General features: G+C 69.7%; 28 protein-coding genes. 12 read left to right on the top strand and 16 right to left on the bottom strand.

Going from position 1 to position 25432, the window contains the following annotated elements:
• The first annotated feature begins 54 nt into the window (after positions 1-54).
• The gene (locus CRP45_RS06650) at positions 55-756 is read left to right on the top strand and encodes a DUF4132 domain-containing protein (RefSeq protein WP_097244210.1); all 702 of its coding nucleotides are present in this window, start codon (positions 55-57) and stop codon (positions 754-756) included.
• A 72-nt stretch (positions 757-828) separates the two neighbouring features.
• Here the strand turns inward: CRP45_RS06650 and CRP45_RS06655 are convergent, their stop codons facing one another.
• On the bottom strand, positions 829-2007 hold the full coding sequence (locus CRP45_RS06655; RefSeq protein ID WP_097244211.1) for a sensor histidine kinase: 1179 nt from the start codon (positions 2005-2007) through the stop codon (positions 829-831).
• Between the two features lie 111 nt (positions 2008-2118).
• Between CRP45_RS06655 and CRP45_RS06660 the strand changes: the two genes are divergently transcribed.
• A complete protein-coding gene (locus CRP45_RS06660) occupies positions 2119-2886 on the top strand; it encodes a TSUP family transporter (RefSeq protein WP_097244212.1) in 768 nt (255 codons plus the stop codon).
• Between the two features lie 9 nt (positions 2887-2895).
• Here CRP45_RS06660 and CRP45_RS06665 read toward each other — a convergent pair whose 3' ends face one another.
• Positions 2896-3552, bottom strand: a complete 657-nt coding sequence (locus CRP45_RS06665; protein WP_245909949.1) for a TetR/AcrR family transcriptional regulator — start codon at positions 3550-3552, stop codon at positions 2896-2898.
• Positions 3553-3750: 198 nt separating this feature from the next.
• Between CRP45_RS06665 and CRP45_RS06670 the strand changes: the two genes are divergently transcribed.
• Positions 3751-5289, top strand: a complete 1539-nt coding sequence (locus CRP45_RS06670) for a TldD/PmbA family protein (protein ID WP_097244213.1) — start codon at positions 3751-3753, stop codon at positions 5287-5289.
• A 35-nt stretch (positions 5290-5324) separates the two neighbouring features.
• Positions 5325-6701: a metallopeptidase TldD-related protein gene (locus CRP45_RS06675; RefSeq protein WP_097244625.1), complete on the top strand. Its 1377-nt coding sequence runs from the start codon at positions 5325-5327 to the stop codon at positions 6699-6701.
• A gap of 69 nt (positions 6702-6770) precedes the next feature.
• Here the strand turns inward: CRP45_RS06675 and CRP45_RS06680 are convergent, their stop codons facing one another.
• The 3 genes from CRP45_RS06680 to CRP45_RS06690 all read right to left on the bottom strand — a co-directional run bounded on the left by CRP45_RS06680 (position 6771) and on the right by CRP45_RS06690 (position 8464).
• Complete coding sequence (locus tag CRP45_RS06680) at positions 6771-7271, bottom strand: DUF4333 domain-containing protein (RefSeq protein ID WP_067791900.1); 501 nt, start codon at positions 7269-7271, stop codon at positions 6771-6773.
• A 233-nt stretch (positions 7272-7504) separates the two neighbouring features.
• On the bottom strand, positions 7505-7891 hold the full coding sequence (locus CRP45_RS06685) for a PPOX class F420-dependent oxidoreductase (protein WP_097244214.1): 387 nt from the start codon (positions 7889-7891) through the stop codon (positions 7505-7507).
• Positions 7892-7915: 24 nt separating this feature from the next.
• Positions 7916-8464 (bottom strand): PadR family transcriptional regulator, encoded by a 549-nt coding sequence (locus tag CRP45_RS06690; RefSeq protein WP_097244215.1) that lies wholly within the window; start codon positions 8462-8464, stop codon positions 7916-7918.
• A 116-nt stretch (positions 8465-8580) separates the two neighbouring features.
• On the opposite strand from CRP45_RS06690, the gene CRP45_RS06695 reads away from it, so the two are divergent.
• The gene (locus CRP45_RS06695; protein WP_097244216.1) at positions 8581-9300 is read left to right on the top strand and encodes a VOC family protein; all 720 of its coding nucleotides are present in this window, start codon (positions 8581-8583) and stop codon (positions 9298-9300) included.
• Positions 9301-9316: 16 nt separating this feature from the next.
• Here the strand turns inward: CRP45_RS06695 and map are convergent, their stop codons facing one another.
• The gene (gene map, locus CRP45_RS06700) at positions 9317-10084 is read right to left on the bottom strand and encodes a type I methionyl aminopeptidase (protein ID WP_097244217.1); all 768 of its coding nucleotides are present in this window, start codon (positions 10082-10084) and stop codon (positions 9317-9319) included.
• A 196-nt stretch (positions 10085-10280) separates the two neighbouring features.
• Positions 10281-10442: a hypothetical protein gene (locus tag CRP45_RS33700; protein ID WP_157107980.1), complete on the bottom strand. Its 162-nt coding sequence runs from the start codon at positions 10440-10442 to the stop codon at positions 10281-10283.
• Between the two features lie 433 nt (positions 10443-10875).
• Between CRP45_RS33700 and CRP45_RS06705 the strand changes: the two genes are divergently transcribed.
• The 5 genes from CRP45_RS06705 to CRP45_RS06725 are packed head-to-tail and all read left to right on the top strand — an operon-like array spanning position 10876 to position 14877.
• Complete coding sequence (locus CRP45_RS06705) at positions 10876-12651, top strand: hypothetical protein (protein WP_245910009.1); 1776 nt, start codon at positions 10876-10878, stop codon at positions 12649-12651.
• Positions 12648-12839 carry a hypothetical protein gene (locus tag CRP45_RS06710; protein WP_097244219.1) on the top strand — a complete coding sequence of 64 codons (192 nt, stop codon included), beginning with the start codon at positions 12648-12650 and terminating at the stop codon, positions 12837-12839. The genes CRP45_RS06705 and CRP45_RS06710 overlap by 4 nt, the downstream gene beginning before the upstream one ends.
• Positions 12836-13225 (top strand): hypothetical protein, encoded by a 390-nt coding sequence (locus tag CRP45_RS06715; protein WP_097244220.1) that lies wholly within the window; start codon positions 12836-12838, stop codon positions 13223-13225. The genes CRP45_RS06710 and CRP45_RS06715 overlap by 4 nt, the downstream gene beginning before the upstream one ends.
• Positions 13222-14559 (top strand): hypothetical protein, encoded by a 1338-nt coding sequence (locus CRP45_RS06720; RefSeq protein ID WP_097244221.1) that lies wholly within the window; start codon positions 13222-13224, stop codon positions 14557-14559. The genes CRP45_RS06715 and CRP45_RS06720 overlap by 4 nt, the downstream gene beginning before the upstream one ends.
• A gap of 54 nt (positions 14560-14613) precedes the next feature.
• The gene (locus CRP45_RS06725) at positions 14614-14877 is read left to right on the top strand and encodes a helix-turn-helix domain-containing protein (RefSeq protein ID WP_067792792.1); all 264 of its coding nucleotides are present in this window, start codon (positions 14614-14616) and stop codon (positions 14875-14877) included.
• 178 nt (positions 14878-15055) lie between these two features.
• On the opposite strand, the gene CRP45_RS06730 is transcribed toward CRP45_RS06725, so the two are convergent.
• Genes CRP45_RS06730 through CRP45_RS06765 form a run of 8 tightly spaced genes read right to left on the bottom strand, consistent with a single transcriptional unit; the run spans position 15056 to position 22717 of the window.
• On the bottom strand, positions 15056-16000 hold the full coding sequence (locus tag CRP45_RS06730) for an ABC transporter substrate-binding protein (protein WP_097244222.1): 945 nt from the start codon (positions 15998-16000) through the stop codon (positions 15056-15058).
• A gap of 24 nt (positions 16001-16024) precedes the next feature.
• The gene (locus CRP45_RS06735) at positions 16025-16732 is read right to left on the bottom strand and encodes a class II aldolase/adducin family protein (RefSeq protein ID WP_097244223.1); all 708 of its coding nucleotides are present in this window, start codon (positions 16730-16732) and stop codon (positions 16025-16027) included.
• A 16-nt stretch (positions 16733-16748) separates the two neighbouring features.
• Positions 16749-17918 (bottom strand): LLM class flavin-dependent oxidoreductase, encoded by a 1170-nt coding sequence (locus tag CRP45_RS06740; RefSeq protein WP_097244224.1) that lies wholly within the window; start codon positions 17916-17918, stop codon positions 16749-16751.
• Positions 17915-19015, bottom strand: coding sequence for an LLM class flavin-dependent oxidoreductase (locus CRP45_RS06745; RefSeq protein WP_097244225.1), 1101 nt, complete (start codon positions 19013-19015; stop codon positions 17915-17917). Before CRP45_RS06745 ends, CRP45_RS06740 begins: the two co-directional genes overlap by 4 nt.
• On the bottom strand, positions 19012-20037 hold the full coding sequence (locus CRP45_RS06750; protein ID WP_097244226.1) for an ABC transporter substrate-binding protein: 1026 nt from the start codon (positions 20035-20037) through the stop codon (positions 19012-19014). The genes CRP45_RS06745 and CRP45_RS06750 overlap by 4 nt, the downstream gene beginning before the upstream one ends.
• Entirely contained in the window at positions 20034-20786 is a 753-nt protein-coding gene (locus CRP45_RS06755; RefSeq protein ID WP_245909950.1) for an ABC transporter ATP-binding protein, read from the bottom strand. The genes CRP45_RS06750 and CRP45_RS06755 overlap by 4 nt, the downstream gene beginning before the upstream one ends.
• A gap of 37 nt (positions 20787-20823) precedes the next feature.
• A complete protein-coding gene (locus tag CRP45_RS06760) occupies positions 20824-21678 on the bottom strand; it encodes an ABC transporter permease (RefSeq protein ID WP_097244228.1) in 855 nt (284 codons plus the stop codon).
• 1 nt (position 21679) lies between these two features.
• A complete protein-coding gene (locus CRP45_RS06765) occupies positions 21680-22717 on the bottom strand; it encodes an NrtA/SsuA/CpmA family ABC transporter substrate-binding protein (protein WP_097244229.1) in 1038 nt (345 codons plus the stop codon).
• 255 nt (positions 22718-22972) lie between these two features.
• On the opposite strand from CRP45_RS06765, the gene CRP45_RS06770 reads away from it, so the two are divergent.
• A complete protein-coding gene (locus tag CRP45_RS06770; protein WP_097244230.1) occupies positions 22973-23719 on the top strand; it encodes an IclR family transcriptional regulator in 747 nt (248 codons plus the stop codon).
• A gap of 99 nt (positions 23720-23818) precedes the next feature.
• Positions 23819-24268 (top strand): SgcJ/EcaC family oxidoreductase, encoded by a 450-nt coding sequence (locus CRP45_RS06775; protein WP_097244231.1) that lies wholly within the window; start codon positions 23819-23821, stop codon positions 24266-24268.
• Positions 24269-24689: 421 nt separating this feature from the next.
• On the opposite strand, the gene CRP45_RS06780 is transcribed toward CRP45_RS06775, so the two are convergent.
• A complete protein-coding gene (locus tag CRP45_RS06780) occupies positions 24690-25364 on the bottom strand; it encodes a DUF8020 domain-containing protein (protein WP_245909951.1) in 675 nt (224 codons plus the stop codon).
• Positions 25365-25432: the final 68 nt, after the last annotated feature.

A 25432-nucleotide genomic window follows, 5' to 3' on the forward strand; every position in this document is an offset into this window, starting at 1 on the left:
GGCGCGCGTCGCTATTCTCTTGCGTTCCCTGTAATCGACTCTCGTGGTGGAGAGATGTGCGAACAGATTCGGCTTCTGGAGATCGCGATGATCCAGCAGCGCAAATGGACCGGCGGGCAACACCGCGTCGCGGTCCTGGACCATCCGTTCTTGCGCCACCCGGCGCAACGGCTGGTGTGGCTGGGCTTCGACGAGCGGGCCAACCCCGAGATCTCCTTTCGGGTCGGGGCGGACGGCACCGCCACCGACCGTGACGGGCGAACGATCGGCGTCGACTCGGCGCGCATCGCCGTCGCCCATCCGCTACAGCTCGCCGAGGAGCTGCCGTACTGGGTCAGCCAGTTCACCGATCACGAACTGCGCCAACCGTTTCCGCAACTCGCCAGAGAAGTGCACGCACTGACCGAGCGGGAACGGACGGCGACCTCGCTGGAACGCTTCGCGCACCGCATGGTGCCAACGCACGCGCTGCTGCGGCTGGAGAAATTCGGCTGGCGCCGCGGCGCTCCGGTCGACGGCCTGCACGACCACTTCTACCGGCCGGTCGAGGGCGATCTCCAGGTGCTGCTGCACTTGGACGACGGCATCGCCGTCGACGACCCCGCGCCGGAGGGCGAGCGGGTCATCGAGGCGGTCGAGCTGAGTTCACCGCCCGTGTCGCCGTGGTGGAGGCGGTGCGGGGACACGTCCTTCGGCGAGCTGGATGCGATCACCGCCAGCGAGGTGCTTCGCGAACTAGCGGCGGTCTTCGACTGATCGAGGCGTAGATCGTCGCAGCCGGAAGCGGTCCGACGTGTGTACGGCTCGTAGCTGAGGCGGACGTACGCCTCAGCAGTCCGCCCCGTCGGGCTCGAGCGGGATGGTCGCGCGCACCCGCCATGCGCCGTCGGCGGCGCGCCCGACGTCCAGGGTCCCGCCGAGCACCGCGATGCGTTCGCGCATGCCGACCAGCCCGAGGCCGCTGCCCTTGATCGGGTTGGCGTCGGGCCCGTGCACCGGGACGCCGCCGGAATCGGTGACCTCGACAAGGACGTCGCTGTCGCGCCGCTGCACGCGCACCCACGCCTTCGGGTGGGCGCCCGCGTGGCGCAGCGTGTTCGTCAGCGACTCCTGCACGATCCGGTGCACGCCGAGACTCACCTCAGGGGCGACGTCGTCGATGTCGCCGGTCAGCTCGAGTTCGACGGCGAGGCCGGTGCCGCGCATCATCTCGACCACCCTGGCGATGCCCGCCGTGCCGTGCTGCGGCAGCTGGTCCGGTGCGTGCTCGGTGCGCAGCAGCGCGACCGTGCGGCGCAGCTCGCGCAGCGCTTCGCGGCCGGTGCTCGCGATGGTCGTGACGGCCTGTTCGGCGCTGTCCGGGTCACGGCGCAGCGCGTACTTGGCGCCGTCGGCCTGCACGATGATGACGCTCACCGCGTGTGCGACGACATCGTGCAGTTCGCGCGCGATGCGGGTGCGTTCCAGCGCGACCGCCTCGTGGGTGCGCCGCTCCCTGTCGTAGTCGGCGACCGCGAGCCGGGCCGCGACCTCCGCGTCGTAGGCGTGCCGCGCGCCGTTGAACTCAGCCAGTGTCCAGCACAGCGCGTAGTACAGCGTGATGAACGCGATCGTCGACCACACCGGCTGGTCGAGCAGCAGGGTGGACGACACGGTGTCGACCACCAGACCGGCGAGCAGCAGCATGCCCTCGCGCCTGCCGACGTAGGCGACCAGCGTGTACAGCATGATCCCGAGCGCGAGCAGCGCCGGGTGCACGGCCTTGTCGTCGAGCACGTAGCTCAGCAAGGTGGTGGACAGGGCGAGGGCGAGCATGGTGGCGGCCATGGCCCTCGGGTAGGCCCGGCGAAACGCGACCGGGATCGGCAGCAGCCCGCCGACCACCAGGTACACGGCTTTCTGGTCGGTGTCGCCGATGGCCGTGAGGTCCAGCAGCAGCAGCCCGAACGCCAGGATGGAATCCGCAACGAGGGGCTTGCCGCGAAGCCACAGACTGAACCGGCGCATGACGGCCAGACTAGGGGGCGTACCTCCGCATACGCTGCGGCCATCTCCCGGCGGGCTCGGTCCGACCGTCTCAGGCACCGGGAAACATGGGACGTCTGGTTGTCTTGCGGCGTGGATCTCGCAGACTGGGCGGCGCTGGTGGCGGCCGCGACCGCCGCCGGATGGGTCGATGCCGTGGTCGGCGGCGGTGGCCTGATCATCCTGCCGACGCTGTTCCTGGTGGCGCCGGGCATCGCGCCGCAGACCGCGCTCGGCACCAACAAGCTGGCGGCGGTCGCGGGCACCACCGCGTCCGTGGTGACCTTCGCCAAGAAGGTGCCGATGCAGTGGCGGGTGCTGCTGCCCGCGGCCTGCCTCGCCGCTGTGACCGCGGCCGTCGGCGCCGCGGCGGTCTCGCTCATCGACCGCGACCTGTTCATCCCGATCGTCATGGTGGTGCTGGTGGCGGTCGCGATCTTCGTGACGCTGCGCCCGTCGATCGGCGTCACCTTGGCCACGCATCCGCCGAGCCGCCGCAAGGTGGTGCTGGTGGTGGCGCTGGCCGCCGGACTGATCGGGCTCTACGACGGCTTGCTGGGTCCGGGTACCGGCACCTTCCTGATCATCACCTTCGCCACCCTGCTCGGCACCGAGTTCGTGCGGGCCGCCGCGATGGCGAAGGTGATCAACTGCGGATCCAATGTCGGCGCGCTGATCTTCTTCGGCCTCACCGGCCACATTCTCTTCGCGCTCGGCGCGGCCATGGCGGTGGCCAACGTCGCGGGTGCGATCGCCGGGTCGCGGATGGCGCTGAGCCGCGGCGCGGAATTCGTCCGGATCGTGCTGCTCGTCGTGGTCGTGGCGATGGTGATTCGCCTCGGCTGGCAGCAGTTCGGCTGAGCAGCGCGCTCAGCCGACCGGTTCGGCGTGGGCCGTGCAGGTCGAGGCGAGCCAGGGCCGCAGGACCTTCGAGGTCGTCTCGTGGATCTTCCGGTGCAGCCGCTCGCCGTCCTCGGGTCCCGAATGCGGTTGCTGGAAGAGCACGGTGAGCGCGCCGGAGACCGCGCCGACCACCGCACCGACCAGCGCCGCCGCGCCGACCTCGTCGAGTTCGTCAGGGAACGCGGCGTGCAGCTGCCTGCCGATCTCGCGCTGCGCCACCAGCTGGGCGTGCGCGGCTCGCCCGCTCACCGCGGGCACGGTCCGCGAGACCTGGGCGCGGACCGCGGCGATGCGGGCGCCCAGATCGTCGACGAGATGTTCGCCCGGGTTGTCGCCCGCCGCACGCAACGCGCGCAGCAGCACCTCGACCGGACGTTCGCCGACGCGGCGGCTGGCGATCGCGGCCACCGCGAGCCGGACCCGCTCGTCCGGCTCGGGGAAGAGCAGTTCTTCCTTGCTGGCGAAGTAGTTGAAGAAGGTGCGCGTGCCCACCTCCGCCGCGGCGGCGATGTCGGCCACCGTGGTCTCGTCGTAGCCTCTGGTCTCGAAGAGCTCGACGGCGGCCTCGAGCAGAGCGCGGCGGGTACGTTCACGTTTGCGGTCACGGAGGGCGGATGGCGGCACGCGGGCACAGTACGGCATTCCGCAGCGCCGATGCGGTAACCCGGGTCTCGCGCGTGCCGTTCGCGTCGGCGCGATCGCGCACGTCAGGCCGGGCGTCGGCCGGATCTTCGCTGTGCCGCTTGGCATTTCACGCGACATCGCGGACCGCCGCGGGCCGGCGCGCGGACCGGTCGACGAGTAGACGGTAGCGTTGCCGGGGTGAGCATCGCGACTTCCGAGGACGGTTCGGCGATCGACGCCGAATTCCGCGCGCTACCACTGTCCGCGCTGACCGACGCCGCGCTCGCCGCGGCCACCACCGCGGGCGCCGAACACGCCGACCTACGCGTGCACCGTTTGGTCACCCAGTCGATCCGGCTGCGCGACGGGCGGGTCGAGGCGATCAGCAACGCCACCGATCTCGGCTTCGCCGTCCGCGTGATCGTCGACGGCACCTGGGGTTTCGCCTCGCACGCCGCGCTCACCGCCGATACCGCCGCCGAGGTGGCGCGCCGCGCGGTCACCGTGGCCAAGGCGTTGCGCGAGCTGAACCGGGAGCGCGTCGAGCTGGCCGACGAGCCGCGCTACGCGGGCGCGCACTGGGTTTCGGCCTACGATCTCGACCCGTTCACCGTACCGACCGCCGAGAAGGTCGCGCTGCTGCAAGACTATTCGGGCAGGCTGGCCGCCGCCGACGGCGTCGACCACGTCACCGCCTCGGTGTTGCAGGTCAAAGAGCAGACGTATTACGCCGACACCGCGGGTTCCTCGATCACCCAGCAGCGGGTCCGGCTGCACCCGCAGTTGGAGGCGATCACCGTCGACTCGGCCGCTGGCGTCTTCGAGACCATGCGCACCCTCGCCGCACCCGCTGGGCGCGGCTGGGAGTACGTCACCGGCGCGGACGGAATCTGGGACTGGGACGACGAACTCGCGCGAATCCCCGGCTGGCTCGCCGAGAAGGTGAAGGCGCCCAGCGTCACCGCGGGCCCGACCGATCTGGTCATCGATCCCAGCAATCTGTGGCTGACCATCCACGAATCCATCGGGCACGCCACCGAATACGATCGCGCCATCGGCTACGAATCCGCTTACGCGGGCACCTCGTTCGCGACACCGGACAAGCTCGGCACGTTGCGTTACGGCACGCCGATCATGCACGTCACCGGCGACCGAACCGAGCGCAACGGCCTGGCCACCGTCGGCTACGACGACGAGGGCGTGGCCGGGCAGCGCTGGGATCTGGTGCGCGACGGCGTGCTCGTCGGCTACCAGCTGGACCGGGCGTTCGCACCGCGGCTCGGCCTTGCGCGCTCCAATGGCTGTTCGTACGCCGATTCCGCGCACCACGTGCCGATCCAGCGGATGGCCAACGTCTCGCTGCGTCCCGATCCGGAGCGCGACACCAGCACCGAGGAACTGATCTCGCGGGTCGAGGACGGGCTGTACATCGTCGGCGACAAGTCGTGGTCGATCGACATGCAGCGCTACAACTTCCAGTTCACCGGGCAGCGCTTCTTCCGCATCCGCAACGGCGCGCTGGACGGGCAGGTGCGCGACGTCGCCTACCAGGCCACCACCACCGACTTCTGGGGCGCGATGGAGGCCGTCGGCGGCCCGTCCACCTGGCAGCTCGGCGGCGCGTTCAACTGCGGTAAGGCACAGCCCGGTCAGGTGGCCGCGGTCAGCCACGGCTGTCCGTCGATCCTGGTGCGCGGCATCAACGTTCTCAACACCAGGACGGAGGCGGGCCGGTGAGCGAGCCGGGAATCGACACGGTGCACGCGCGCGGCGTGGTGCCCGCGGGCGAGGTCGTCGAGCGGGCGCTCGCGCTCTCCCGCGCCGACGAGGCGATGGTGATCGTCACCGACGCGCACGAGGCCTCGCTGCGCTGGGCGGGCAATTCGATGACGACCAACGGCTCCTCGGTGTCGCGGGACTGGGCCGTGGTCTCGATCTTCCGCGACGGACCGCACGTGGCGCGAGTCGGCAGCGTCAGCTCCACGAGCGTCGACTCGTCCGAGATCGAGGCGGTCGTGCGGGCCAGCGAGGCCGCGGCGCGCACCGCCGAACCCGCGAAAGACGCCATGCCGCTGCTGGAATCGGACGCGCGCGCCCCGGATTGGGCTGACGCGCCCGGCAGCACGGGCATCGAGGTGTTCGCGGATCTGGCGCGTGACCTGTCGGCCGGTTTCGACGGTGCCGACCAGCTCTACGGCTTCGCCCACCACCAGATGCACACCACTTGGCTCGGCACCTCCACCGGCATCCGCCGCCGCTTCGTGCAGCCGACCGGTTCGGTGGAGATCAACGGCAAACGCGGCGCGGGCGCGGAGCTGGCCAGCGCCTGGGTCGGCGTCGGCACAGCGGATTTCACCGATGTCGACACACCGGGCTTGCTCGCCGAGCTGAACCGCCGCCTGGACTGGGCGGGCCGCCGCGTCGAGCTGCCCGCGGGCCGCTACGAGACGCTGCTGCCGCCCTCGGCGGTCGCGGACCTGATGATCTACCTGGCGTGGTCGATGGAGGGCCGCGGCGCGCAGGAGGGACACAACGCCTTCGCCCGCGCGGGCGGCACCCGAATCGGCGAGCGGCTCACCGACATTCCGCTCACGCTGTACTCCGATCCCGCCGCGACAGGGCTGGAGTATCGGCCATTCGTCGCGACGTCCGCCTCGTCGGAGACGCTGTCGGTCTTCGACAACGGGCTGCCCGCCGAGCGGGTGGACTGGTTGCGCGAGGGCGTCGTGGAATCGCTGGTCTATCCGCGCGCCACGGCGATGGAGTTCGACGTGCCCGCGACCGTGCCAGGCGAGAACCTTTTGCTCACCGGCGGTTCCGGGGCCAGCCTGGACGAGATGATCGCGCGCACCGAACGCGGTCTGCTGCTCACCACGCTCTGGTACATCCGCGAGGTGGATCCGGCCAGTCTGCTGCTGACCGGCCTCACCAGGGATGGTGTGTATCTGGTGGAGAACGGAGCGGTCACCGCGGCGGTGAACAACTTCCGTTTCAACGAGAGCCCGATCGATCTGTTGCGCAGGACCACCGAGGCGGGCGCCACCCAGGCCGCGCTGCCCAGGGAGTGGAAGGACTGGTTCACCCGAACCGCCATGCCGCCGTTGCGGATTCCGGACTTCCACATGTCCTCGGTCAGCCAGGCGACCTGACACACGACGCCGGGCCGCCCGCGTGCTCGCGGCGGCCCGGTCGGGGTGGGATTGTTGCGGCGACCGGCCTCAGTACGGGCGGCCGACCTCGTAGGTGCCGTCGGTGTCGGTGATGGTGACCGACACGGACTTCTGTGTGCTGCCGACCTTCACGAGGCAGTCGAAGGTCGCGTCGACCGTGACGGTCTGACCCGAGGGGCAGCGGACGTCGCGGACGTCGTCCATGCCGTAGGAGTCGATGAGGACCAGTTGCACGCCCCGCTGGAGGTCCACCTGGTCCAGCAGCTGGGGCGCGGGCTCGACGGCGCGAACCGGCGCGACCGGCGCCGGGGACTGCGCCATCGGCGCCGAGGCCGCCGGAGTCCGCACGGGGTTGTCGGCCACCGCGCTCTCACGGATGTTGACCACCACGAGTCCGGCGATGACACCGGCGATCGCGATGGCGACGGCGCCGACCAAGGCGGCGACGAGCACGGGAAGCCAGCCGCTGTCGGTGAATTCGCCGGTATCCGGATGTTCGGCGACCGGATAGGGCTGTGAGGCCCGCGGCGGCCGAGTCGGTGCTGTCATGAACGATCCCTCCCCCCGGGGCAGGGTCGAGACATCGTGTCCGCCTGGGGACTACCCCGGTATGCCCGACGAACAATAGCCGAGCCGCGATCGCCGCACCGCCGGTCCCCCGGAATCTCCGTGTCCGCCTTGCCTATTCCGGACTTTCCGGGCGTTCGGCCCGGGTTACGCGTACCTCCGCATTCGCTCCGGCCATGCGCGGGCTGAAGACGGACTTCGTCCGACAGCGCCCGTTAGGCGTCCGGGGTGAACTCGATGCCGATCGTGCCCGCTTTGCCCCTGCGCAGGTTGCTCGCCAGGATGGTGATCGGCCCGAGCAACCAGTACTTCTTCCGCAGCAGCTTGCGCACGCGTTCGGTGCCCTCGGTGTCCAGCACCCGGCCCGAGCCCGCGATCACGGCCCCGTGCACGCGCTTGCCGCTGAAGTCACACGCCTGCACGGTGCAGGCGGGATTCCGGCGCAGCCGCTTGACCTTCCAGCTGTCGGTGACCGTCCAGACATACAGCTTGTCGCCGTCGGCGACCGCCCACACCGGCGTGGCGACGGGCGTGCCGTCCTTGCGGTAGGTGGTCAGCTGCACGTAGTCGGCGGAGCCTGCCGCACCGAGCGAGTTCGTCATGATCGCAGCGTATCCGCAATCCGATCACTCGGGCATGCGGTACTCACCCGACTCGAGACGCTCCAGCAGACCGTCGGTCCACCGGGTCAGGTTGTCGAAGACGCCGCTCCAGAGCTCCAGCAGGTCGGGCATGTGCGGCGCCTCGTAGCGGCGGGGGTAGGTCGGAATCATGGCCAGCAGGTCGTCGCGGACGGCGGCCGCGTTGCGCCGCTGCTCCCCAAGTTTCGCGATGACGTGCGCGCGTGGCAATGCGTCCATGAAGGCGATGGCCGCGCCGAGCTCTTCCATGTCGATGCTGACCAGCGCGGCGTCCATGAGCCCGCGGAACTCGGCCTCGCCCGCCTCGGTGAGTTCGAACAGCGTACGGCCCGGCCCTTGATCGCTGCTCTCGGTGCCGAGCGCGCGCAGCTTCCCTTCCTGCGTCAGCTGTTTGAGCGCGTGGTAGATCGAGCCGGGCTTGACGTTGGTCCAGGTTTCGGCGCGCCAGGACAGCAACTCGCGCCGCACGGCGTAACCGTGGGCCGGTTGCCGCGTGCGGATGACCCCGAGGACGAGCAGACGGACGGCCGCCACGCGTTGCTCCTTTCTCCGTGCCGCGACGAACGACCCATGCTACTCAAATTTGACTTCCGCGAGCGAACGCCCCTAGGCTTCGGTAGTCAAGTTTGACTAGTTCGGAGGAACGACTCATGGACGACTTCCCTGTTCCGCTGCTGTGGACCTCGTCGCCGACCACCACCCTCGACTTCTACCGGGCCATCGGGTACACGGTGACCCACGAACAGACCCGGCCCTACGTCTATCTCGCGCTCGAATCACACGGCTGCCCAATGCATTTCAACTCGCCGCCCAAGGGCTTCGAGATACCGGCCGAGCGGGTCGGCTGCCTGGTGATGGTCGACGACGTCGCCGCCCGCCACCGCGAGTTCACCACCGCGTTGCGCGCCGCTTTCGGCAAGGTGCCCGCCAAGGGCCGCCCGCGCATCACCCGCTTCCGCCCGGGACAGAGCCGTTTCACCCTCGTCGACCCCGACGGCAACACCCTGTTGTTCATCCAGCGCGGCGAACCCAGGAAACTCGAGTACGGCGGTTCGCCCGAGCTGGCGGATCTGGCGAAGGTTCTCGACAACGCGCGGATCCTGCGCGATTTCAAGAACGACGACGAGGCAGCCGCGCGAGTGCTCGAAGTCGGGCTCGGCCGCTTCGCGGCCACGGCCGCCCCGGTGGAGCGTGCGCGGGCGCTGGCCATGCTCGCCGAGATCGCCGTCGCCGCGGAAGACCCCGAGCGCGCCGCACGGTACCGCGACGAAGTGCGCGCGCTGAACCTGTCGACCGAGGATCGTGCGGCGGTGGCCGCGGAGCTCGGCGCCGGTGTCGATCTGGAGCGTTGGCTGTCCGAAACGCGGTGAACAGGAACGGGTCTCGTCAGGCGGCGCGGGTGAGCACCTGCGGTCCGTCGGCGGTGATGGCGACGGTGTGCTCGGAGTGCGCGGTGCGCGAGCCGTCGGCGGAGCGGATGGTCCAGCCGTCGGCGTCGGTGTAGATGCGGTCGGTGGTGCGGGCGAACCACGGTTCGATGGCGAGGGTGAGCCCGGGTCGCAGCCGATACCCGCGACCGGCGCGGCCCGCGTTCGGCACGTGCGGGTCCTCGTGCATGGTGCGCCCGAGACCGTGTCCGCCGAACTCGGTATTGACCGGGAAGCCGTAGGAGCGGGCCACCTCCTCGATGGCCGCGGAGAGATCGCCGATGCGGTTGCCGGGCAAGGCGACCGCGATGGCGGCGGCGAGCGCCTCCTCGGTGGCGCGCACCAGCTTCCGGTCCTCCTCCGCCGCCGTGCCGACGATGACCGTGATGGCCGAATCGGCCACCCACCCGTCGACGCCGACCGCGAGGTCGATGCTCAGCACATCACCGTCGCGCAGGGCGTAGTCGAACGGAAGACCGTGCAGCACGGCGTCGTTCACCGACAAGCACACCGTGTTGCGAAAGGGGCCGCGCCCGAAGGACGGCGCGTAATCCCAATAGCACGACACCGCGCCACGCTCCCGGATACGTTCGCGCACATAGGCTTCCAGGTCGAGCAGATTGACCCCGACCCGCGCCCTTGTGCGCAGCTCGGCGAGCACGTCCGCGACGAACTCCCCCGCCACGCGCATCCGCGCGATCTCCGCGGGCGACTTCAACTCCACCATTCCCGACCTCCACTGCGCCGATGTCCGGCGCCCGGCCGGAGCATCGGCCGAGCACCACCGGCGGGCCGTCCATGCGGCGCGACCGGTATTTTTATACCAGCCTAGCGTCGATGGTATTTAAATACCAACCGGACGCGAGAAGGCCGCGCCCGGCGATGTCCGGGCGCGGCAGAGTTCAGCGGACGGACGCGCTGGATCACCCGACAGGCGGCCACTCCGCGTCGTCGTCACCTCGCTCCTTGGCGCGCAGGGCCTCCGCCAGCTCGGCGCGCAGCCGTTCGGCCGCCTGGCGATCGTTGCAATCCTCGGCCGTGGTGATGTCCTGACGAAGCTGCGCGATCGTGTCGCGGGAAACCATGAATCCTCCCTCTCGCTCTCGCGGTCATTCCACACAGGGGTTGTCCGGTTTTCCCGCGCGGAAACCACCGCCCCTACCGCGAGATTTCGGGGTGCGACCGGGTAATCGGCCCGTGAACGGCGCCACACAGAGCGAGTGAACAGTCGTACTCTGACAGTGGATGGACGACGCCGCGCGCGGCACCCCTGCCGACGCTCGAGACGCCTCGGTTCCGCACTGGCGGAATGGGCTACCAGCTGCTCATCCTCTACACAGCGAAGGAAGCACACCACCCCTCGACAGTATGTGCTACGTTTCGTAACATTAATAGGCGACGAGTGTAAACTCAGTGCGGTTGGAGGTTTTCGTGTCCGGCACGATCCACGAAGCGATAGGACGAATCGCCGCGCAAGGGACCGAGGGCGGCGGCGCCGCACTGGACCAGGTGGCGATCATGACCGGCTCCGCGGGCCTGATCGCGCTGGTTCTGCTGTGGGTCGGCTATCTGCACCGGACGCGGCGCATCACCTGGCTCGGCGCCGCGGCCGACCGGATCGGCGCGATCTTCAACCGGCCCGGCTGGGTGGCACTACCCATCGTGATGTTCCTGGCCACCATCCTCACCGCGCTGCTCGGCTTCATCTGGGACGTCAGCCTGCACGTCGGCAACGGCCGCGACGAAGGCCCGCTCGCCAACCCGGCGCACTACTTCATCCTGGCCGGGCTGTTCTTCCTGTTCACGGCCGGAATGCTGGCGACCGTGCTGCCGTTGGACGACAAGCCGGGCCCGGCGGCGGTGCGGATCACCCGCACCTGGTACGCGCCCGTCGGCGGCATCCTCATCGCGGGCGCGGGCCTCTACGCGCTCATCGGCTTTCCGCTCGACGACATCTGGCACCGGATGTTCGGCCAGGACGTCACGCTCTGGGGACCCACGCACCTGATGCTCATCGGCGGCGCCGGGCTTTCCCTTGTCGGCGTGCTGCTGCTGGAATTCGAGGGCAGTCACAACCGGCCCGATCCGGACCGCGCCGACGGAAGGCTGATCTGGACGCTGCGCGCTTTCGCGTTCGGCGGACTGATCATCGGCCTCTCGGTGTTCCAGGTGGAGTTCGATTTCGGCGTCGAGCAGTTCCGGCTGGTCCTGCAGCCGATGCTGATCGTGGCGGCGGCCACCGTCACGCTGGTCGCCGCGCGCGCGACGCTCGGCGCGTTCAGCACCTTCGTCGTGGTCGGCTTCGCGGCGGTGGTGCGCGGGGTGGTGGCCTTCCTGGTCGGCGGTCCGATCATCGACGCGCCGCGCAACGTCTTCCCGCTCTACCTCGGCGCCGCGGTGGTCGTCGAACTGCTTGCCCTGCTCCCCTTGGCGCGCAAGCCGCTGTGGTGGGGTGCGGTGGCCGGCTTCGCGGTGGCGACCGTCGGCGTCTGGCTCGAATCCCTCTGGGTCGACGCGATGTTCGTCGATCCGTGGCCAGCGGCGATGTGGCCGGAACTGCTGGCGATGACGGTGCCGACCGGCATCGCGGGCGGTATCGTCGGCGCGCTGCTCGGCATGGTGCTGCGCGGTGAGCCGCTGCCGCGTCCGCCGGTGCGCCGCGCCATGGTCGTCGCCGCGGTGCTGGTGGTCGCGGCCGCCACCACGAACGGCCTGCTGATCCGGATTCCGGAGCAGGCGAGCGCGACCGTCGCACTGCGGGAGGCCGAGCCCGTCGACGGTGGCCGCATGGTGACCGCCGACGTGCGGCTCGATCCGGTCGATCTGGTCGGCTCCGATCCCGAATGGGTGCAGATCCTGGCCTGGCAGGGCGGCGTCGGGTCGGACAGCCCCGGTCGCGGGCTGGTCGTCGACCAGCTGCGGCGCGTCGGCGACGGCCACTACGTCTCGACGAAACCGGTTCCTGCGCACGGCACCTGGAAGACCGTGCTGCGTCTGCAGGACGGCCGCGTGCAGACCGCGTTGCCGGTCTTCATGCCCGACGACCCCGGCATCGGCGCCGCGGGTGTCGCCGCGCCGCCGGAGTTCACCCGCCAGTTCGTCGCCGAGATCACGGTGCTGCAGCGGGAGCGCTCGTTCGACCATCCTGCCTGGCTGTTCGGCGCGGCCTCGCTGGTCGTTCTGGTGTGCAGCCTGATCCTGATCGGCGCGCTGTCCTGGGGCGCGGCGCGGATCAACGACCGCTACCCGACCACCGCGCGGACGGACGCGACCGAGCCCGTCGCGGCCGGATGACCGGCGCCGCCGACGGCGTGGACCTGCTGGCGGATCATTCCGTCCTGCTGGCGATCCCCGCCTTCCTTCCCGCGTTCGCCGTGGTGGGCATCATCGTGCTCATCGCGGTGCGCGACCGCCGCGCCGAGCGGCGCGAGAGCGAGCAGAACGACCGAGCCCCTTCGAACACCGACGAGGAGACCCGATGACCCGCACGTGGCGCTACGCCGCGCTCGCCTGCGCGGTGGCGGCCGCCGCGCTGGGTTGCGCCACCGAGGACGCCTCGAGTCCGCCGCCGCCCGGCGCGAGTTCGCCCGCCGAAGCCGACGCCGTCGTCGTGCGGTTCCGCATCGCGAACGGGTCGGTGAGCCCCGTGAACGAGCGCAGGGAGGCCAAGATCGGGCAGCCGATCGAGCTGGTGGTCGACAGCGACGCCGAGGACGAACTACACGTGCACGCCACACCGGAGCACACCTTCACGGTCCGCCCCGAGGCCGGTCAGCGCTTCCAGTTCACGGTGGACGTGCCGGGGCGGGTCGAGATCGAGTTGCACCGCGCGCACAAGACCGTCGCCACGGTGGTCGTGCGCCCGTGACCGAGGTCCTCGCGCACGGGATCTCCGGTGCGACCGATCTGCCGATTCCGTTGTCCTACGCGCTGATCGGCGCCGCGTGGGCGCTGACGTTCTCCTTCGCCGTGCTGGCCTTCGCGTGGCGCGAGCCGCGACTCGATCCGGACTCGCCGGGCGTCGCGTTGCCCGCGTTCGCGCGCGCCGTTGTCGATTCCACGGTGGTGCGGACGGTACTCGCGGGGCTGGGGCTGCTCGGGGCGATCGCGGTTCTCGCCGTCGGCTTCTTCGGCGCGGCCGAGTCGGCGGACAATCCGGTGCCGGGGATCGTCTACATCTATCTGTGGGTCGGTGTGATGGTGGCCTCGCTGATGCTCGGGCCGGTATGGAAGATCGTCTCCCCCGTGCGGGCGCTGCACCGCCTCGGCTGCCGGGTGGCAGGGCGGGCGCCGGAGCGCGGGCTGCTGCCCTACCCGGCATCGTGGGGCTACCTGCCCGCGGCGCTGGGCCTGTTCTCCTTCGTGTGGCTGGAATTGGCTTATCCCGAACCGAGTTCGGTGCTCGCCGTGACGCTGTGGTTTCTCGGTTATCTCGTCGTGGGGACGGTCGGCCTGGTGGTGTTCGGTACGGCGTGGGCCGAACACGGCGATCCGCTGGAGGTGTACAGCAGTCTGCTGGCGCGACTGAGTCCGTACGCGCGGCGCGACACCGGTATCCCGGTGCTGCGTTGGCCGCTGCACAATCTCGCGGGCACGCCCGCGCTCGTCGGCTCGGTCGCGGTGGCGGCGACGCTGCTGGGATCGACGGCGTTCGACAGCTTTTCGATGTTCGCGAGTTGGCGTGACTTCCTCGACCGCGTGGGCGGTGACTCCACTGTGCTGACGACCCTGCTGCGCACCGCGGGGTTGCTCGGGTTCATCGCCGTCGTCGGCGGCGTCTTCCGGCTGGCCGCCCGCGCGACCGGCGGCGTCACGAAGGCGGAGCGGGCGCTGCTGCCGATTCGGCTCGCGCACAGCCTCACCCCGATCGTTGCGGGCTACCTGGTCGCGCACTACCTGAGCTTTCTGGTGGAGAAGGGGCAGGCGACGCTGATCCTGTGCGCCGACCCGTTCCAGCGCGGCTGGAACATCCTGTGGCTGAACGACTTCGACGTGCACTACATCCTCTCCACCCATCCCGCCGTGCTGGCCAGCATCAAAGTGCTCGCCGTCCTCACCGGTCACATCCTCGGCGTCACCGCGGCACACGACCGCTGCCTGCGCCTGCTCCCGCCCGCGCACCGACTGACCGGCCAGCTGGCGCTGATGTTGACGATGGTCGGCTACACCTTCACCGGGCTGTACCTGTTGTTCGAGGCTTGATCGGTCTCGTCCGGCCGCTTGCGGTATTTAAATACCACCCCTACCCTGGGGCGCATGGTTCGTCTGCCGCTGACACCCGCCCAGATCGAGGCGGGTCGCCGCCTGGGCGCTCGACTGCGCGCGGCGCGCGGCGAGCGCGACCTCACCGAAGTCGCCACCGCTGCCGGGATCTCGCCGGAGACGCTGCGCAAGATCGAGACCGGCCGCCTGCCGTCGCCCGCCTTCGGCACGGTCGTGGCGCTGAGCCAGGCGCTCGACCTCCCGCTCCAGGAACTGGCCGACACCTGGCGCTCCGCCGGGCTCGCCGAATCCGCCTGAACCGCCGCCGCCCGGATTCGCCGTCCCGCCCGCACCGGGCGTGACCGTGAAAGCGTTCGCGGCGCGGCGCGGAGGGTGGACAGGAACGGCGCGTCGAGCACGACCGGGGCCGCGGCGGCGACGGTCAGCGGCGATCGGCTCGAAGGCCCGCTCCCCGGAGCCGATCGACCGCGACAACTCAGACCGCGGCGGCCTCGGTCTCGGCGACGACCTCCCCGATCCACGGCAGCACCGCGTCTCGCACCCGCACCGTGCGCGGCAGCAGCCCGTTGGCCGCGAGCAGGTCTGCCGCGCGCTGCTGTTCGTCGAGGAACGCGTCGGTGACCGGCCGTACCCCGAACGGCCTGCCGCGCAGCGCCGCCTCCCACGCGTCGAGGTCGGCGGATCCACCGCGGGCGATCGCGTCGTCGACGAAGTACTGCGCCGCCGCCCGCGGATTGGCGGTGATCCACGCGTCGGATTCCTGAAGTGCCGCGACGATGGCCTCCAGTGCGGCCCGGTTGCGCTCGGCGAAGTCGCGGCGGGTGAACCACAGCGACGGGTGGCTGAACAGCGGTTCGGTGTCGACCAATGTGTGCAGTTCAGTGGCGGTCTCAACGGCGGTGAGACCGGGATACGCGCCCACCCACGCGTCGAGCGAGCCGTCCAGCAGCGCGGCCCCGCCGTCGCGGACGTCGGTATCGATCGGCTCGACGTCCGACCAGCGCAGACCCGCTCGGTCCAGCGCGAACAGCAGCAGCGTGGTCTGCCAGGAGCCGTGCGCGATGCCGACGCGTTTGCCCTTCAGGTCGGCGGGCGTGCGAATGCCGCTGTCCGCCTTGGCCACCAGCCTGCCGTTCTCCACGCGCGGACCGGAGATGCCGACGTAGACCAGGTCGCGCCCGTTGGCGAGCCCGGTGACGGGCGGGGTGAAACCGGTGCCGATGAAGTCGTAGCCGCCCTCGGTGAACAGCCAGTCCGAGTGCAGCGACGGCAGCCCGGTCGTCGGGTCGACGCGCTCGGGCTGCGGCAGGTCGCGCAGGTCCACCCATTCCACCTCGGGCACGCGACGTTCGAGTATGCCGCGGTGCCGCAGCACGAACAGGGAATTGTTGTGCGGGAAGTAACCGACACGAATGGTCACGGGAGTACTCCTGGTCGGGGACGGTCAGATCAGGCCGCGGCGGCGCGCCTCGTCGGCCAGTCCGCTGCGACCCCACTGCGCGGCGAGGTTGGAAGGATCGAATTCGACGGAGCCGCCGAGGGTTTCGGCGATCGCCTGGTACTGTGCGCCCTCTTCGAGCAGTACGACGAACTTGGCGAGCTCGAGCAGACCGGCGCGGCCGATGACGTTGGCGCCGCCGTTGGCCTCGAAGATCGCGACAAGGTGCGGGTCGTCGACGAGACGTCGCAGGATGAACTCGCCCGCGCCGATGCTCCGGTCGATGTGCGGCGGGATCTCGCGCGAGAGGGTCAGCCGCTGGGACGCCGCGTAGCGGATCGGCAGGGTGCGGTGGGTCTGGGCCCAGCCGCCGAGCCACGGGGTGTGGATGTGCACCACGGACGTGATCTCCGGGTGCTCGCGGAAGACCTTCGCGTAGCCGGTGACGAATCCCGCGGATCCGGTCCCGCCGAGCACCTCGCCGTCGAAGGTGGCGACGACCGGCGCGACGGCGCGATCGTCGACCCACGGGCCCGGTTCGTTGAGCGCGACGGCGATCTCCTCGCCCGGCACCCGCTCCACGAAGTTGACGGTGCCGTTGCCGGTGACGGTGCCGGTCTCGCGGAACACGCGGAACGCCTTCTCGGCGTCCTTGGTCGCGGCCGCCACGAACTCGGTGACGGTCTCGGACAGCCGAGTTTCGGTGGTTGTCATGGATCTTCTCCCTGTGTTATCTGACGACAGTGAGCGAGGTCGCCGGGCTGGGTGCGGTGAGCCGGGAGCGGCCGAGCCGCGGCAACACCTCCTCGCCGACCCGGTAGGCCTCTTCGAGATGCGGGTTGCCCGCGAGGATGAAGGCGTCGACGCCGAGCTCGACGAGCTCGCCGAGGCGCTCGGCCACCTGCTCGTAGCTGCCGACCAGGCCGAACGCGGGACCGCCGCGGATCAGGCTGAAGCCGCACCACACGTTCGGCTGCACCTCGAGATCGCGGTAGCCGGTGATGGTTTCGGGCACCCAGCCGGCGATCCGAGCCGCGCCGACCGAGTCGCCCTGTGCCGCCCGGTTGGCTGCCGCGCGGTCGACGAATGCCCAGCCCCGCTCGATCTCGGCCCAGGCCGCCTCCTCGGTGTGCCGGGCGACGATGTCGATGCGCACCGCGAATTTCGGTACACGGCCGAGCTTTTCGGCATGCGCACGAACGCCTTCGAACTTGGCCCGCAAGTCGGCGAAGGGCTCGAGCCAGGACAGGTAGTAATCGGCGTGACGGCCCGCGGCCTGCACCGCGGCGCCGGAGGATCCGGAGAAGTAGACCTCCGGGAACGGCTGCCCGGCCAGCCCGGGCGGCAGCGCGGCGCCCGCGGTGCGGAAGAAGCGGCCGTCGTGGTCGTAGGGCTCGCCGTCCCACACTCCGCGCAACACGTCGAGGAATTCGCTGGTGCGCGCATAGCGATCGTCGTGGGCGACCTTGTCGCCCCACCACAACTGGGCGGGACCGCCACCGCCGCTGATGATGTTGTAGACCAGTCGCCCGCCGGTGGCTCGTTGCAGGCTCGCCGACATCCTTGCCGCCTGCACCGGATGCAGGAAGCCGGGCTGAAAAGCCACCATGAACCGGTAGGTGGTGGTCTCGCGGGCCAGCGCCGCCGACACCGCCCACGGATCGTCGGTCACCGGGAACGAGGGCAGCAGCCCACCGAGGAAGCCCGCCGATTCCGAAGCGCGCGCCACCGCGGCCATGTGGTCGATGTAGCCGTAGTCGTCGAGTTCGCCGTGGCGCACGGCAGGGGCGATATTGCCAGGGCCGTAACCGTTGGCGTGGCCGCGGTTGTAGCGGCGCGGTGTACGCAACGAGGCATGATCGCCTTCCATGCCGATGCGCCAATAGATATCGATGGTCATGCCGTGACCTCCTCGACGGCGAGCGTGCGTCCGGCCGGATCCGCGAGGTGCAGCAGGTGTTCGCCCGCGCGGTGCAGTTCCTCGATGTGTGGGTGCCCGGCGAGCACCACGGTGTCCACGCCGACGGCGATGTAGGTGGACAGCTGCCGTGCCACCTGCTCGTAGCTGCCGACCAGGCCGATCGGCTGCGGATAACCGAACGCGCCGAAGCCCGCCCAACGTCCGTCGCCGAGGTTCAGCGCCGTCGCCTCGTCGGCGTCACGACCTGTCTCTGCCCACTGCCGGTGCACCCTGGCCCACGCCTCGTCCTCGGACTCCCTGGCGATCACCGGAATCTCCACGCCGACCCGCACCCTCCGGCCCGCGGCCGCCGCGCGGGCGCGCAGGTCCGCGATCGCGGTGCCGGGCCCGTCGGGCGTTTCCGTGAAGATGTGCACGTCGCCGTGCCGGGCCGAGAGCTCCAACGCCGCCGCGGAGGTGCCGGACAGGTGGACCGCCGGGAACGGCAGGCCGGACAGAATGCCGCGGAATCCGCCGTCGATCACGTCGTAGTACGCGCCGTCGAACTCGAATCCGGTACCCGCGAATCCAGCGCCCGGCACGGTGTTCTCGTTCCAGACGCCGCGCGCCACGGTCAGGAATTCGGCCGCCCGGGCGTACCGCTCGTCGCCGGTCACGCCGTCCCCGCGCGCCGCGGCGTCGGCCGCGTCGGTGTCCACGGCGATCCGCCACGCCAGCCTGCCGCGCGAAAGGCGTTGCAGCGTCGCCGACATCTTCGCGGCGTAGACGGGAGTGCCGAAGGCGGGTTGGAATTCCACAACGACCGTGGCGTATTTGGTGGCGCGCAACGCCCCTGCCGCGACGATCCAGGACTCCTCGCCGAGCGGATCGTAGGGCGCGAGCACTCCGTCCAGTCCGGCGAGTTCGGCGGCGTGCACGATCTGGGTCAGGTCGTCGAAGGGCCCGTAGCGGCCGGGCCGGGCGTCGGTCGCGGGGGTGGACGGCGGCGGACCGGCGAAGCCGCCACGGCTACGCAATTCGGGCAGCGCGCGCCGGCCGTCGCCGCGGGTCGGCAGCCGCCACAGGAACTCGGTCATGCGGCTACCCGCTCGGCGGCCACGAGGTCGCGCGCCCGCTGCAACGGCTCCCTGGCCACCCAGGATTCGAGGTCGAAGTCGGCGGCGAGGAATCCGTGGGTGTAGAGGAACTGCTTCTGGATGCCGAGCAGTTCGACGCGTTCGTCCGACAGCGACGGGTGCAGGTCTTTGTGGAAGTCGGCGCCGTAGGCCGCGACGACCCCTTCGGGTCCGGACAGCGTTTCCCGCTGGAGCACCGCGCGAACGCCGTCCAGGTTGTCCTTGGCCCATTCGGCCGCGCGCAAGCTCTGCGCCAGGAACCCGACAACCACCTCGGGGCGCGACTCGAGCAGATCCGCGTGCACCGTGATGGGCCGAGGCGTGCCGTTGTTGACACGCAGCCGCTTGCTCTCGGTGGCGTCCAGGTCCACCGCGATGCGCAATCCGTGCTCCCGCGCGACCTCTCGAGCCCTGGCTCCCTTGACATAGATGGCGTCCACTTCGCCGCGCAGCAGCTCCGCGACGCCCCACGTGGTGCCGCGCTGCTCGGCCTGAATCGCGGCGCGCACCTGTGGATCCCGTTCGATATGTAGTTCGACGACGGTGACATCGGCAAGGCTCAGTCCGGCGAGCCGCAGGGCGTTGACGAAGCCATGCAGCGCCATGGCGCGGGAAAAGCTGCGCGGCTGGTCCGCGGCCCAGGCGGGGATGCCGACCCGCAAACCGGCGAGCTCGGCCGGACCGGCGACGGTCGAGTCCGGTCCGACCAGAACGGCCTGCGCCTCGTCGATCCAGGTGAGGCCGATCAGCCGGGTGGGCGAGCCGTTGGCGCGCGCCGCGATCGCGGGCACATTGCCGCCTTCGCGCACCAGCCCGGACAGATCGTGCAGGAAGTGGTGGCCCGCGAGTTCGGGTCCGGCGTCTTGGAGCACGCCGAACTCCAGGCCCGCCGCGGCGGCGGTCTCACCGAGCCAGCCGAGACTGTGCGCGAGTCCGCTCGCGGTGGGCACGGGGCAGCGGGTGTACCAAAGGGTTTCGGTCATGAGGCACTCCTGATGGGGCGGCGGTCGGCGCCGCCGACGCCGAGCTCGGTGAGGAATTCGGTCTGGTAACGGAGGGTTTCGGGATCCGAGCGCTCGCGCGGGCGCGGCAGGTCGATGTCGGTGTCGACCGCGAAGCGGCCGTTGTTCAGGATGAGGACGCGGTCGGCGAGCCGGACCGCCTCGTCGACGTCGTGGGTCACCATCAGCACCGCGGGCCGATGCTTGGCCACCAGATCGCCGACCAAGTCCTGCATCTGCAATCGGGTCAGCGCGTCGAGGGCGGCGAACGGCTCGTCGAGCAGCAGCAGTTCCGGTTCCCGCACCAGTGCCCTGGCCAGTGCGGCGCGCTGCGCTTCGCCACCGGAGAGGGTGGCGGGCCACTGCCCGGCCTTGCCGTCCAGATGCACCTCGGCGAGAGCGCGCAGCCCCGCCTCCCGGTTCTGCCTGGTGCGACGCTGCCCGACGATCACGTTGGCCAGCACCCGCTTCGACGGGATCAGCCTCGGCTCCTGGTACACCGTGGTGCGGCGGCGCGGCACAAGCACCTTGCCGCCGTCGGGGATCTCGAGTCCGGTGAGCAGGCGCAGTAGCGTGGTCTTCCCGGTGCCGCTCGGCCCGAGCAGCACCACGAACTCGCCGCGGCGGATGGTCAGGTCGACGCCCTCGAGGACGGTCTTGTCGCCGAACGACTTTCGCAGACCGCTGATCGACACCGCGATCGGATCGCCGCCTCCGCTGAGATCGCTCATGCCCGCACCTCGCTGACGCTCGGCTTCCATATGCGGCTCATCGGATCGCCACCTGCTTGCGCCACGGCATCGCGAACCGCTCCACGATCCGCACGATGCCGTCGAAGATCAGGCCGAGCAGCGCGTAGAGCACGACGCACAGCACCATGTAATCGGTGCGGTTGTATTCCTGCGCCAGCGTCACCAGGTATCCGACGCCCTCACGTGTCCCCACCTGTTCGGCCGCGATCAGGCCGGTGATGCTGATCGACAGGCAGACCCGCAGCGCCATCAGCACGCCGGGCAGCGCCGACGGCAGCACCACCTCGAGCACCAGCCGCGGGCCGGTCAGCCCGAAACCGCGCGCCGCCTCGACCATCTTGCGGTCCACGTTGCGCACGCCCAGGTAGGTGTACGCGTACATCGGCGCCACCGTCGCGATGGCGATGAGCAGCACCTTGTACAGCTCATCGATGCCGAACCAGGCGATGAACAGCGGCACCAGCGCGAGGAACGGCACGGCGCGCAGGATCTGCATGGTCGAGTCGACCAGTTCCTCGCCGAGCGCGGAGAGCCCGGACAGCAAGCCGAGCACCAGGCCCACCGAGACGCCGAGGGCGACGCCCAGCGCTGCGCGAACGAACGAGGCCGCGGCGAAATCGACCAGCTGTCCGGTCGACAGCAGCTCGGTGAACGCGGTCCAGACCGCGGGCGGTCCGGCGATCACCCGTTCGGAGATCGCGCCGGTCGCCGAGCCGAGCCACCATGCCGCGACGATGAGCGCGGGAAGCAGAAACCGTAGTGGCACCGAAACCCAGGAGGGCCTGTGTCTTTCGACGCGGCCTCGGGGCGCGGTCAGCGCGGTGGCGGATGCGGGCGCCTGCGCGGTGAGGGGCGGGGTGAGAAGGGCCATCTCAGCTGCCCGCCCGCACGGCCGCCAGCTGGTCCGGGGTCAGCTTCGACTTCAGGTCGTAGAAGATGTCGGCCGCGGTGATCCTGCGGCTGATCACGCCGTTGGCCACGAAGGCGTCGACCACGTCGGCCAGCGCCGCGGCGTCGGCTTCGTTCGGCAGATGCGGGACGGTGACCTCACCGCCGACGCGCAACGCGTCCGCCAGTCGCGGGCCCGAGAGCGCCCGCGGGCCGGTCTGCTCGAAGACGTTCTCGAACTGGCCGGGATCGGTGCGCTGCCGCGCTGTCAGCTCTTGCAGCACTTCGAGATACTTCGCCGCGATGTCGGGGCGCTCCTCGAGTACCTCGGTGCGGAAGACGACCACCGAGTTGTCCTTGGAGCCGATGCTCTGCTCGGTGGCGATCTCGATGCCGCCGTTGGCCTTGGCCTCCTGGTACGGGATCAGGAACGAGGCCCACGCATCGACTTTGCCGGTGGCGAAGGCCGACGCTGCCTCCTTCTGCTGCAACGGCACCCGGGTCACCTTGTCGGCGGGAACGCCCGCCAGGGCCAGCGCGCGCAGCAAGATGTACTCGCCCTTGCCCGCGGGATTCACCGCGACGCGCTTGCCGACCAGGTCCTGCACCGACCGGATACCCGAACCCGGGGCGGCGATGATGCCGCTCTGGTCCTTGCCCGCCGGGTCCTGCACCGCCACGATCCGCACGCCGACGTCCTTGGACAGCGCGCCGACGACGGGGCTGAAGGCGGCGCCGGACACATCCAGTTCCTTGGTGTTGAACAGCTTCAGGTTGGAGCTGAATCCCGGTGTGGTGCCGACCCATTCGATCTTCGCGCCCAGCGGAGCCAGCGCGGCGTCGAAGGTGCCGTCGCGCTTGCCGACCGCCAGCGGGCCTGAGTTGCCCGGATCGGTGACCTTCAGCACGTACGACGCGCCGGACCCCGCGTCGGTGCCGGAGTCGGAGCCACACGCCGCGACGAGAGCGACGACGGGGGCGATCGCGAATGCGATACGCAAGAGGGCGCGCCTGCGGGACATCGTGGGTGACTCCTGTTCGAGAGTGTCGATCACTGCACTCGCAGAGTAGAGAGGGGCGCGGTGCGCTACGAGGTAATCCTTTCCGTAGATCGGAGAGCTTGACATCGCGGCCGTGATAGGCCGTCGACGAGATGGCGATGGTATCCGGCTGTTTCGACCGACTCGGTGGATCAGCACTCAGACCGTTCGGTTGCCTTTTCCATTTATCGGAAATATCTGCGGTTATCCACAACTCCGCTGTGCTACCGTCGCCTGGTGGAACCCTCCGGTGTACAGACCGTCACGCGCGCCCTGTCCGTACTGGACTGCTTCCGCGGCGGCGAGGAGCGCGGAGTCTCGGAGGTGGCGCGCACCCAGGGGCTCGCGGTCAGCACCACACACCGGCTGCTCAGCGCGCTCGTGCAGGCCGGCTTCCTCGAGAAGGACGCGGAATCCAGCCGCTACCGGATGGGCCGCGCGCTCGCCGAGTACGGGCAGATCGCCTACCGCCAGCACCGGATCTACTTGGCCGAGCCGCATCTCGAGCAGCTCGCCAACACCACCGGCGCCAGCGCCTCGGTCGCCACCCGCCACGACATCCACGCGGTACTGCTCGGCACCAGCCGGTGGCGGGAATCCGAGGGCCACCGCCTCCAGGGCGTGCGACTACCGCTGCACGCGAGCGCGCTCGGCAAGGCGCTGCTGGCGTGGTCGGCGGTCTCCGACGACGAATTGCGTTCCCTCCCTTACGAAGAGGGCACCGAACGGTCCGTATCGAACCCCGCCGAACTGCGCGCCGAGCTGACCCGCACCCGAGAGCGTGGCTACGCCTACAACGACGAGGAACTCGACCCCGGTTTCCGCACCATCGGCCTGCCGATCCTCGACCCCGACGGCGGCTGCCGCTTCGCCCTCGGCCTGCGCGGCACGACGACGCTCATGATCCCGGAACGGGTGCCGTTCTTCGTCGAGCTCGCGAAGGTCACCGCACAAGAAATCGCGGCCAAGTTCGCCACACCCTGATCGGTTTTCGGGACCGATCGGCTCGGCCCACGCGGCCGCCAGGCGACGCGCACCTCGATACTTGACCTGAATCTTTGTTCAGGTACAAAGCTGTCGGTCATGGATGCAACGACAAACGAATCGCCGGTGGTCGAGGACACGACCGTGGACCACACCGATGACATCGCCGCGATCAAGCGGCTGGTGGCCGATGTGGAGGAGGGCTTCAACAACAAGGACGCGGAGCTGATGGTCAGCGGCTTCACCGCGAACGCGTCGGCGGGGAACGCGATGGGCATGGTGATCACCGGGCGGGACGCGCTGCTGGAGGCGGGCCGCAAGGGGCTGGCGGGTTTCCTGAAGGACGAGTACGCGCGGTACGAGGTGACCGACATCGTCTTCCTGCGGCCGAATGTGGCCGTCGCGCACAAGGCGGCGCGGGCGATCACCGCGGAAGGCGACCCCATCGATGTGGATCCGGCGATGGTCGCGCTGTACGTCCTGGTGAAGGAGGACGGGCGCTGGTGGACGGCGGCGCGGCACAACACGCTCGTTCCGAAGGCAGGGTGAGGCATCACCGCAGGTCGGACGGCTGAGAGCGGAAGAACTACCCCCGAACAGAACAGTCCCCGGTAGTCTCCATCGAATCCTTGGGTCTCAGTCGTCGCTGATAACCCTGGTCTTCGACTGGCTTGCCGGGGGCCTAGCCGGATCTTGGAAGAGTTACCAGTACTTTCTTTGGACGTCTCCGCCGATTGTGTGGCACTCTCCGGTGTTCCGGTGTACAGACTAGTGTCCTCGGTTTTCGCCGCTAGTCAATACCCGGAGACCACCATTTTCGAGGTATTTTCCCTGCTCATCGCGGCATCGGGAACCGCAATTGAAATGCGCTGTGTCCGGAATTTCCCGGCGTACGAGTGCGGCCCGCCCGGTTGTTTTCCGGACGGGCCGCGGGTGTTCACGGGGTATGTTCACCCCTCGATTGCTCGCCTCAGGCGTTCGCGCCGATGATCCCGCCGATCACCGCTCCGATGATGCAGCCGGGAATGGCCGGGAGGATGAAGAAGATCGCCCCGATCAATGCACCGATCACACAGCCGATCGCGATACCCGCGATCGTCGTTCCCGCATCGCCGATGAACCCCAGTTCCGGCTGGGCAGGAGCGGTCACCGGGGTGAGCGTCAATTGCGTTGCGCTCGCGTCGATCACCGGCGCGACGCGCACCAGCTGACCCGTCGCCGAGTGCAGGGTGGTCGGCACGCTGCCGATCACCGTGCCGTCGGGCGCGTGCACCAGCACCGCGTCCGGCGCGACCTCGAAGGTCCCGGCCGCCAAGGTGAGCGTCGCGCCCGAGCGGTCCGGCGCCACCGAAGCGGTGTACTCGACACCGCGGTCCACCCCCGCCACCACGCCGCCCGGCGAGCCGTTGGCGGTCGCGGTGGCGATTCCGGTGGTCGCGGCAATGGTCAGCACCGCGGCCGCTATCAGTTTTTTGATCATGATGAAATTCCCATCATCCTGCCGATCCGAATAGTGTGTGCCCCGAGAATCGGCTTTCAGGACATCGATATGATGCGCCTCCGGCACTCTCGGTGTCGGCAGAATGACGAAACCGAAACACCTTGCAAGATCAGCGAATCGGCCCAGGAATTGGGGGGTTGCCAAACCGGCCTTTGCATTTCCGCCGCCGAATCCGGCGATATCCGGAAAACGAAACTACATGCGACGCAATG

This window comes from Nocardia amikacinitolerans, from assembly GCF_900215415.1.
GTDB classification, from domain to species: domain Bacteria; phylum Actinomycetota; class Actinomycetes; order Mycobacteriales; family Mycobacteriaceae; genus Nocardia; species Nocardia amikacinitolerans.

Bases quoted from the DNA above. Each gene is read 5' to 3' on its own strand.
- CRP45_RS06650 (WP_097244210.1), top strand. From the start codon at position 55: ATGTGCGAACAGATTCGGCTTCTGGAGATCGCGATGATCCAGCAGCGC.
- CRP45_RS06655 (WP_097244211.1), bottom strand. From the start codon at position 2,007: ATGCGCCGGTTCAGTCTGTGGCTTCGCGGCAAGCCCCTCGTTGCGGAT.
- CRP45_RS06680 (WP_067791900.1), bottom strand. From the start codon at position 7,271: ATGACAGCACCGACTCGGCCGCCGCGGGCCTCACAGCCCTATCCGGTC.
- CRP45_RS06685 (WP_097244214.1), bottom strand. From the start codon at position 7,891: ATGACGAACTCGCTCGGTGCGGCAGGCTCCGCCGACTACGTGCAGCTG.
- CRP45_RS06695 (WP_097244216.1), top strand. From the start codon at position 8,581: ATGGACGACTTCCCTGTTCCGCTGCTGTGGACCTCGTCGCCGACCACC.
- map (WP_097244217.1), bottom strand. From the start codon at position 10,084: ATGGTGGAGTTGAAGTCGCCCGCGGAGATCGCGCGGATGCGCGTGGCG.
- CRP45_RS33700 (WP_157107980.1), bottom strand. From the start codon at position 10,442: ATGGTTTCCCGCGACACGATCGCGCAGCTTCGTCAGGACATCACCACG.
- CRP45_RS06705 (WP_245910009.1), top strand. From the start codon at position 10,876: ATGACCGGCTCCGCGGGCCTGATCGCGCTGGTTCTGCTGTGGGTCGGC.
- CRP45_RS06710 (WP_097244219.1), top strand. From the start codon at position 12,648: ATGACCGGCGCCGCCGACGGCGTGGACCTGCTGGCGGATCATTCCGTC.
- CRP45_RS06715 (WP_097244220.1), top strand. From the start codon at position 12,836: ATGACCCGCACGTGGCGCTACGCCGCGCTCGCCTGCGCGGTGGCGGCC.
- CRP45_RS06725 (WP_067792792.1), top strand. From the start codon at position 14,614: ATGGTTCGTCTGCCGCTGACACCCGCCCAGATCGAGGCGGGTCGCCGC.
- CRP45_RS06735 (WP_097244223.1), bottom strand. From the start codon at position 16,732: ATGACAACCACCGAAACTCGGCTGTCCGAGACCGTCACCGAGTTCGTG.
- CRP45_RS06740 (WP_097244224.1), bottom strand. From the start codon at position 17,918: ATGACCATCGATATCTATTGGCGCATCGGCATGGAAGGCGATCATGCC.
- CRP45_RS06745 (WP_097244225.1), bottom strand. From the start codon at position 19,015: ATGACCGAGTTCCTGTGGCGGCTGCCGACCCGCGGCGACGGCCGGCGC.
- CRP45_RS06750 (WP_097244226.1), bottom strand. From the start codon at position 20,037: ATGACCGAAACCCTTTGGTACACCCGCTGCCCCGTGCCCACCGCGAGC.
- CRP45_RS06755 (WP_245909950.1), bottom strand. From the start codon at position 20,786: ATGAGCGATCTCAGCGGAGGCGGCGATCCGATCGCGGTGTCGATCAGC.
- CRP45_RS06760 (WP_097244228.1), bottom strand. From the start codon at position 21,678: ATGGCCCTTCTCACCCCGCCCCTCACCGCGCAGGCGCCCGCATCCGCC.
- CRP45_RS06765 (WP_097244229.1), bottom strand. From the start codon at position 22,717: ATGTCCCGCAGGCGCGCCCTCTTGCGTATCGCATTCGCGATCGCCCCC.
- CRP45_RS06775 (WP_097244231.1), top strand. From the start codon at position 23,819: ATGGATGCAACGACAAACGAATCGCCGGTGGTCGAGGACACGACCGTG.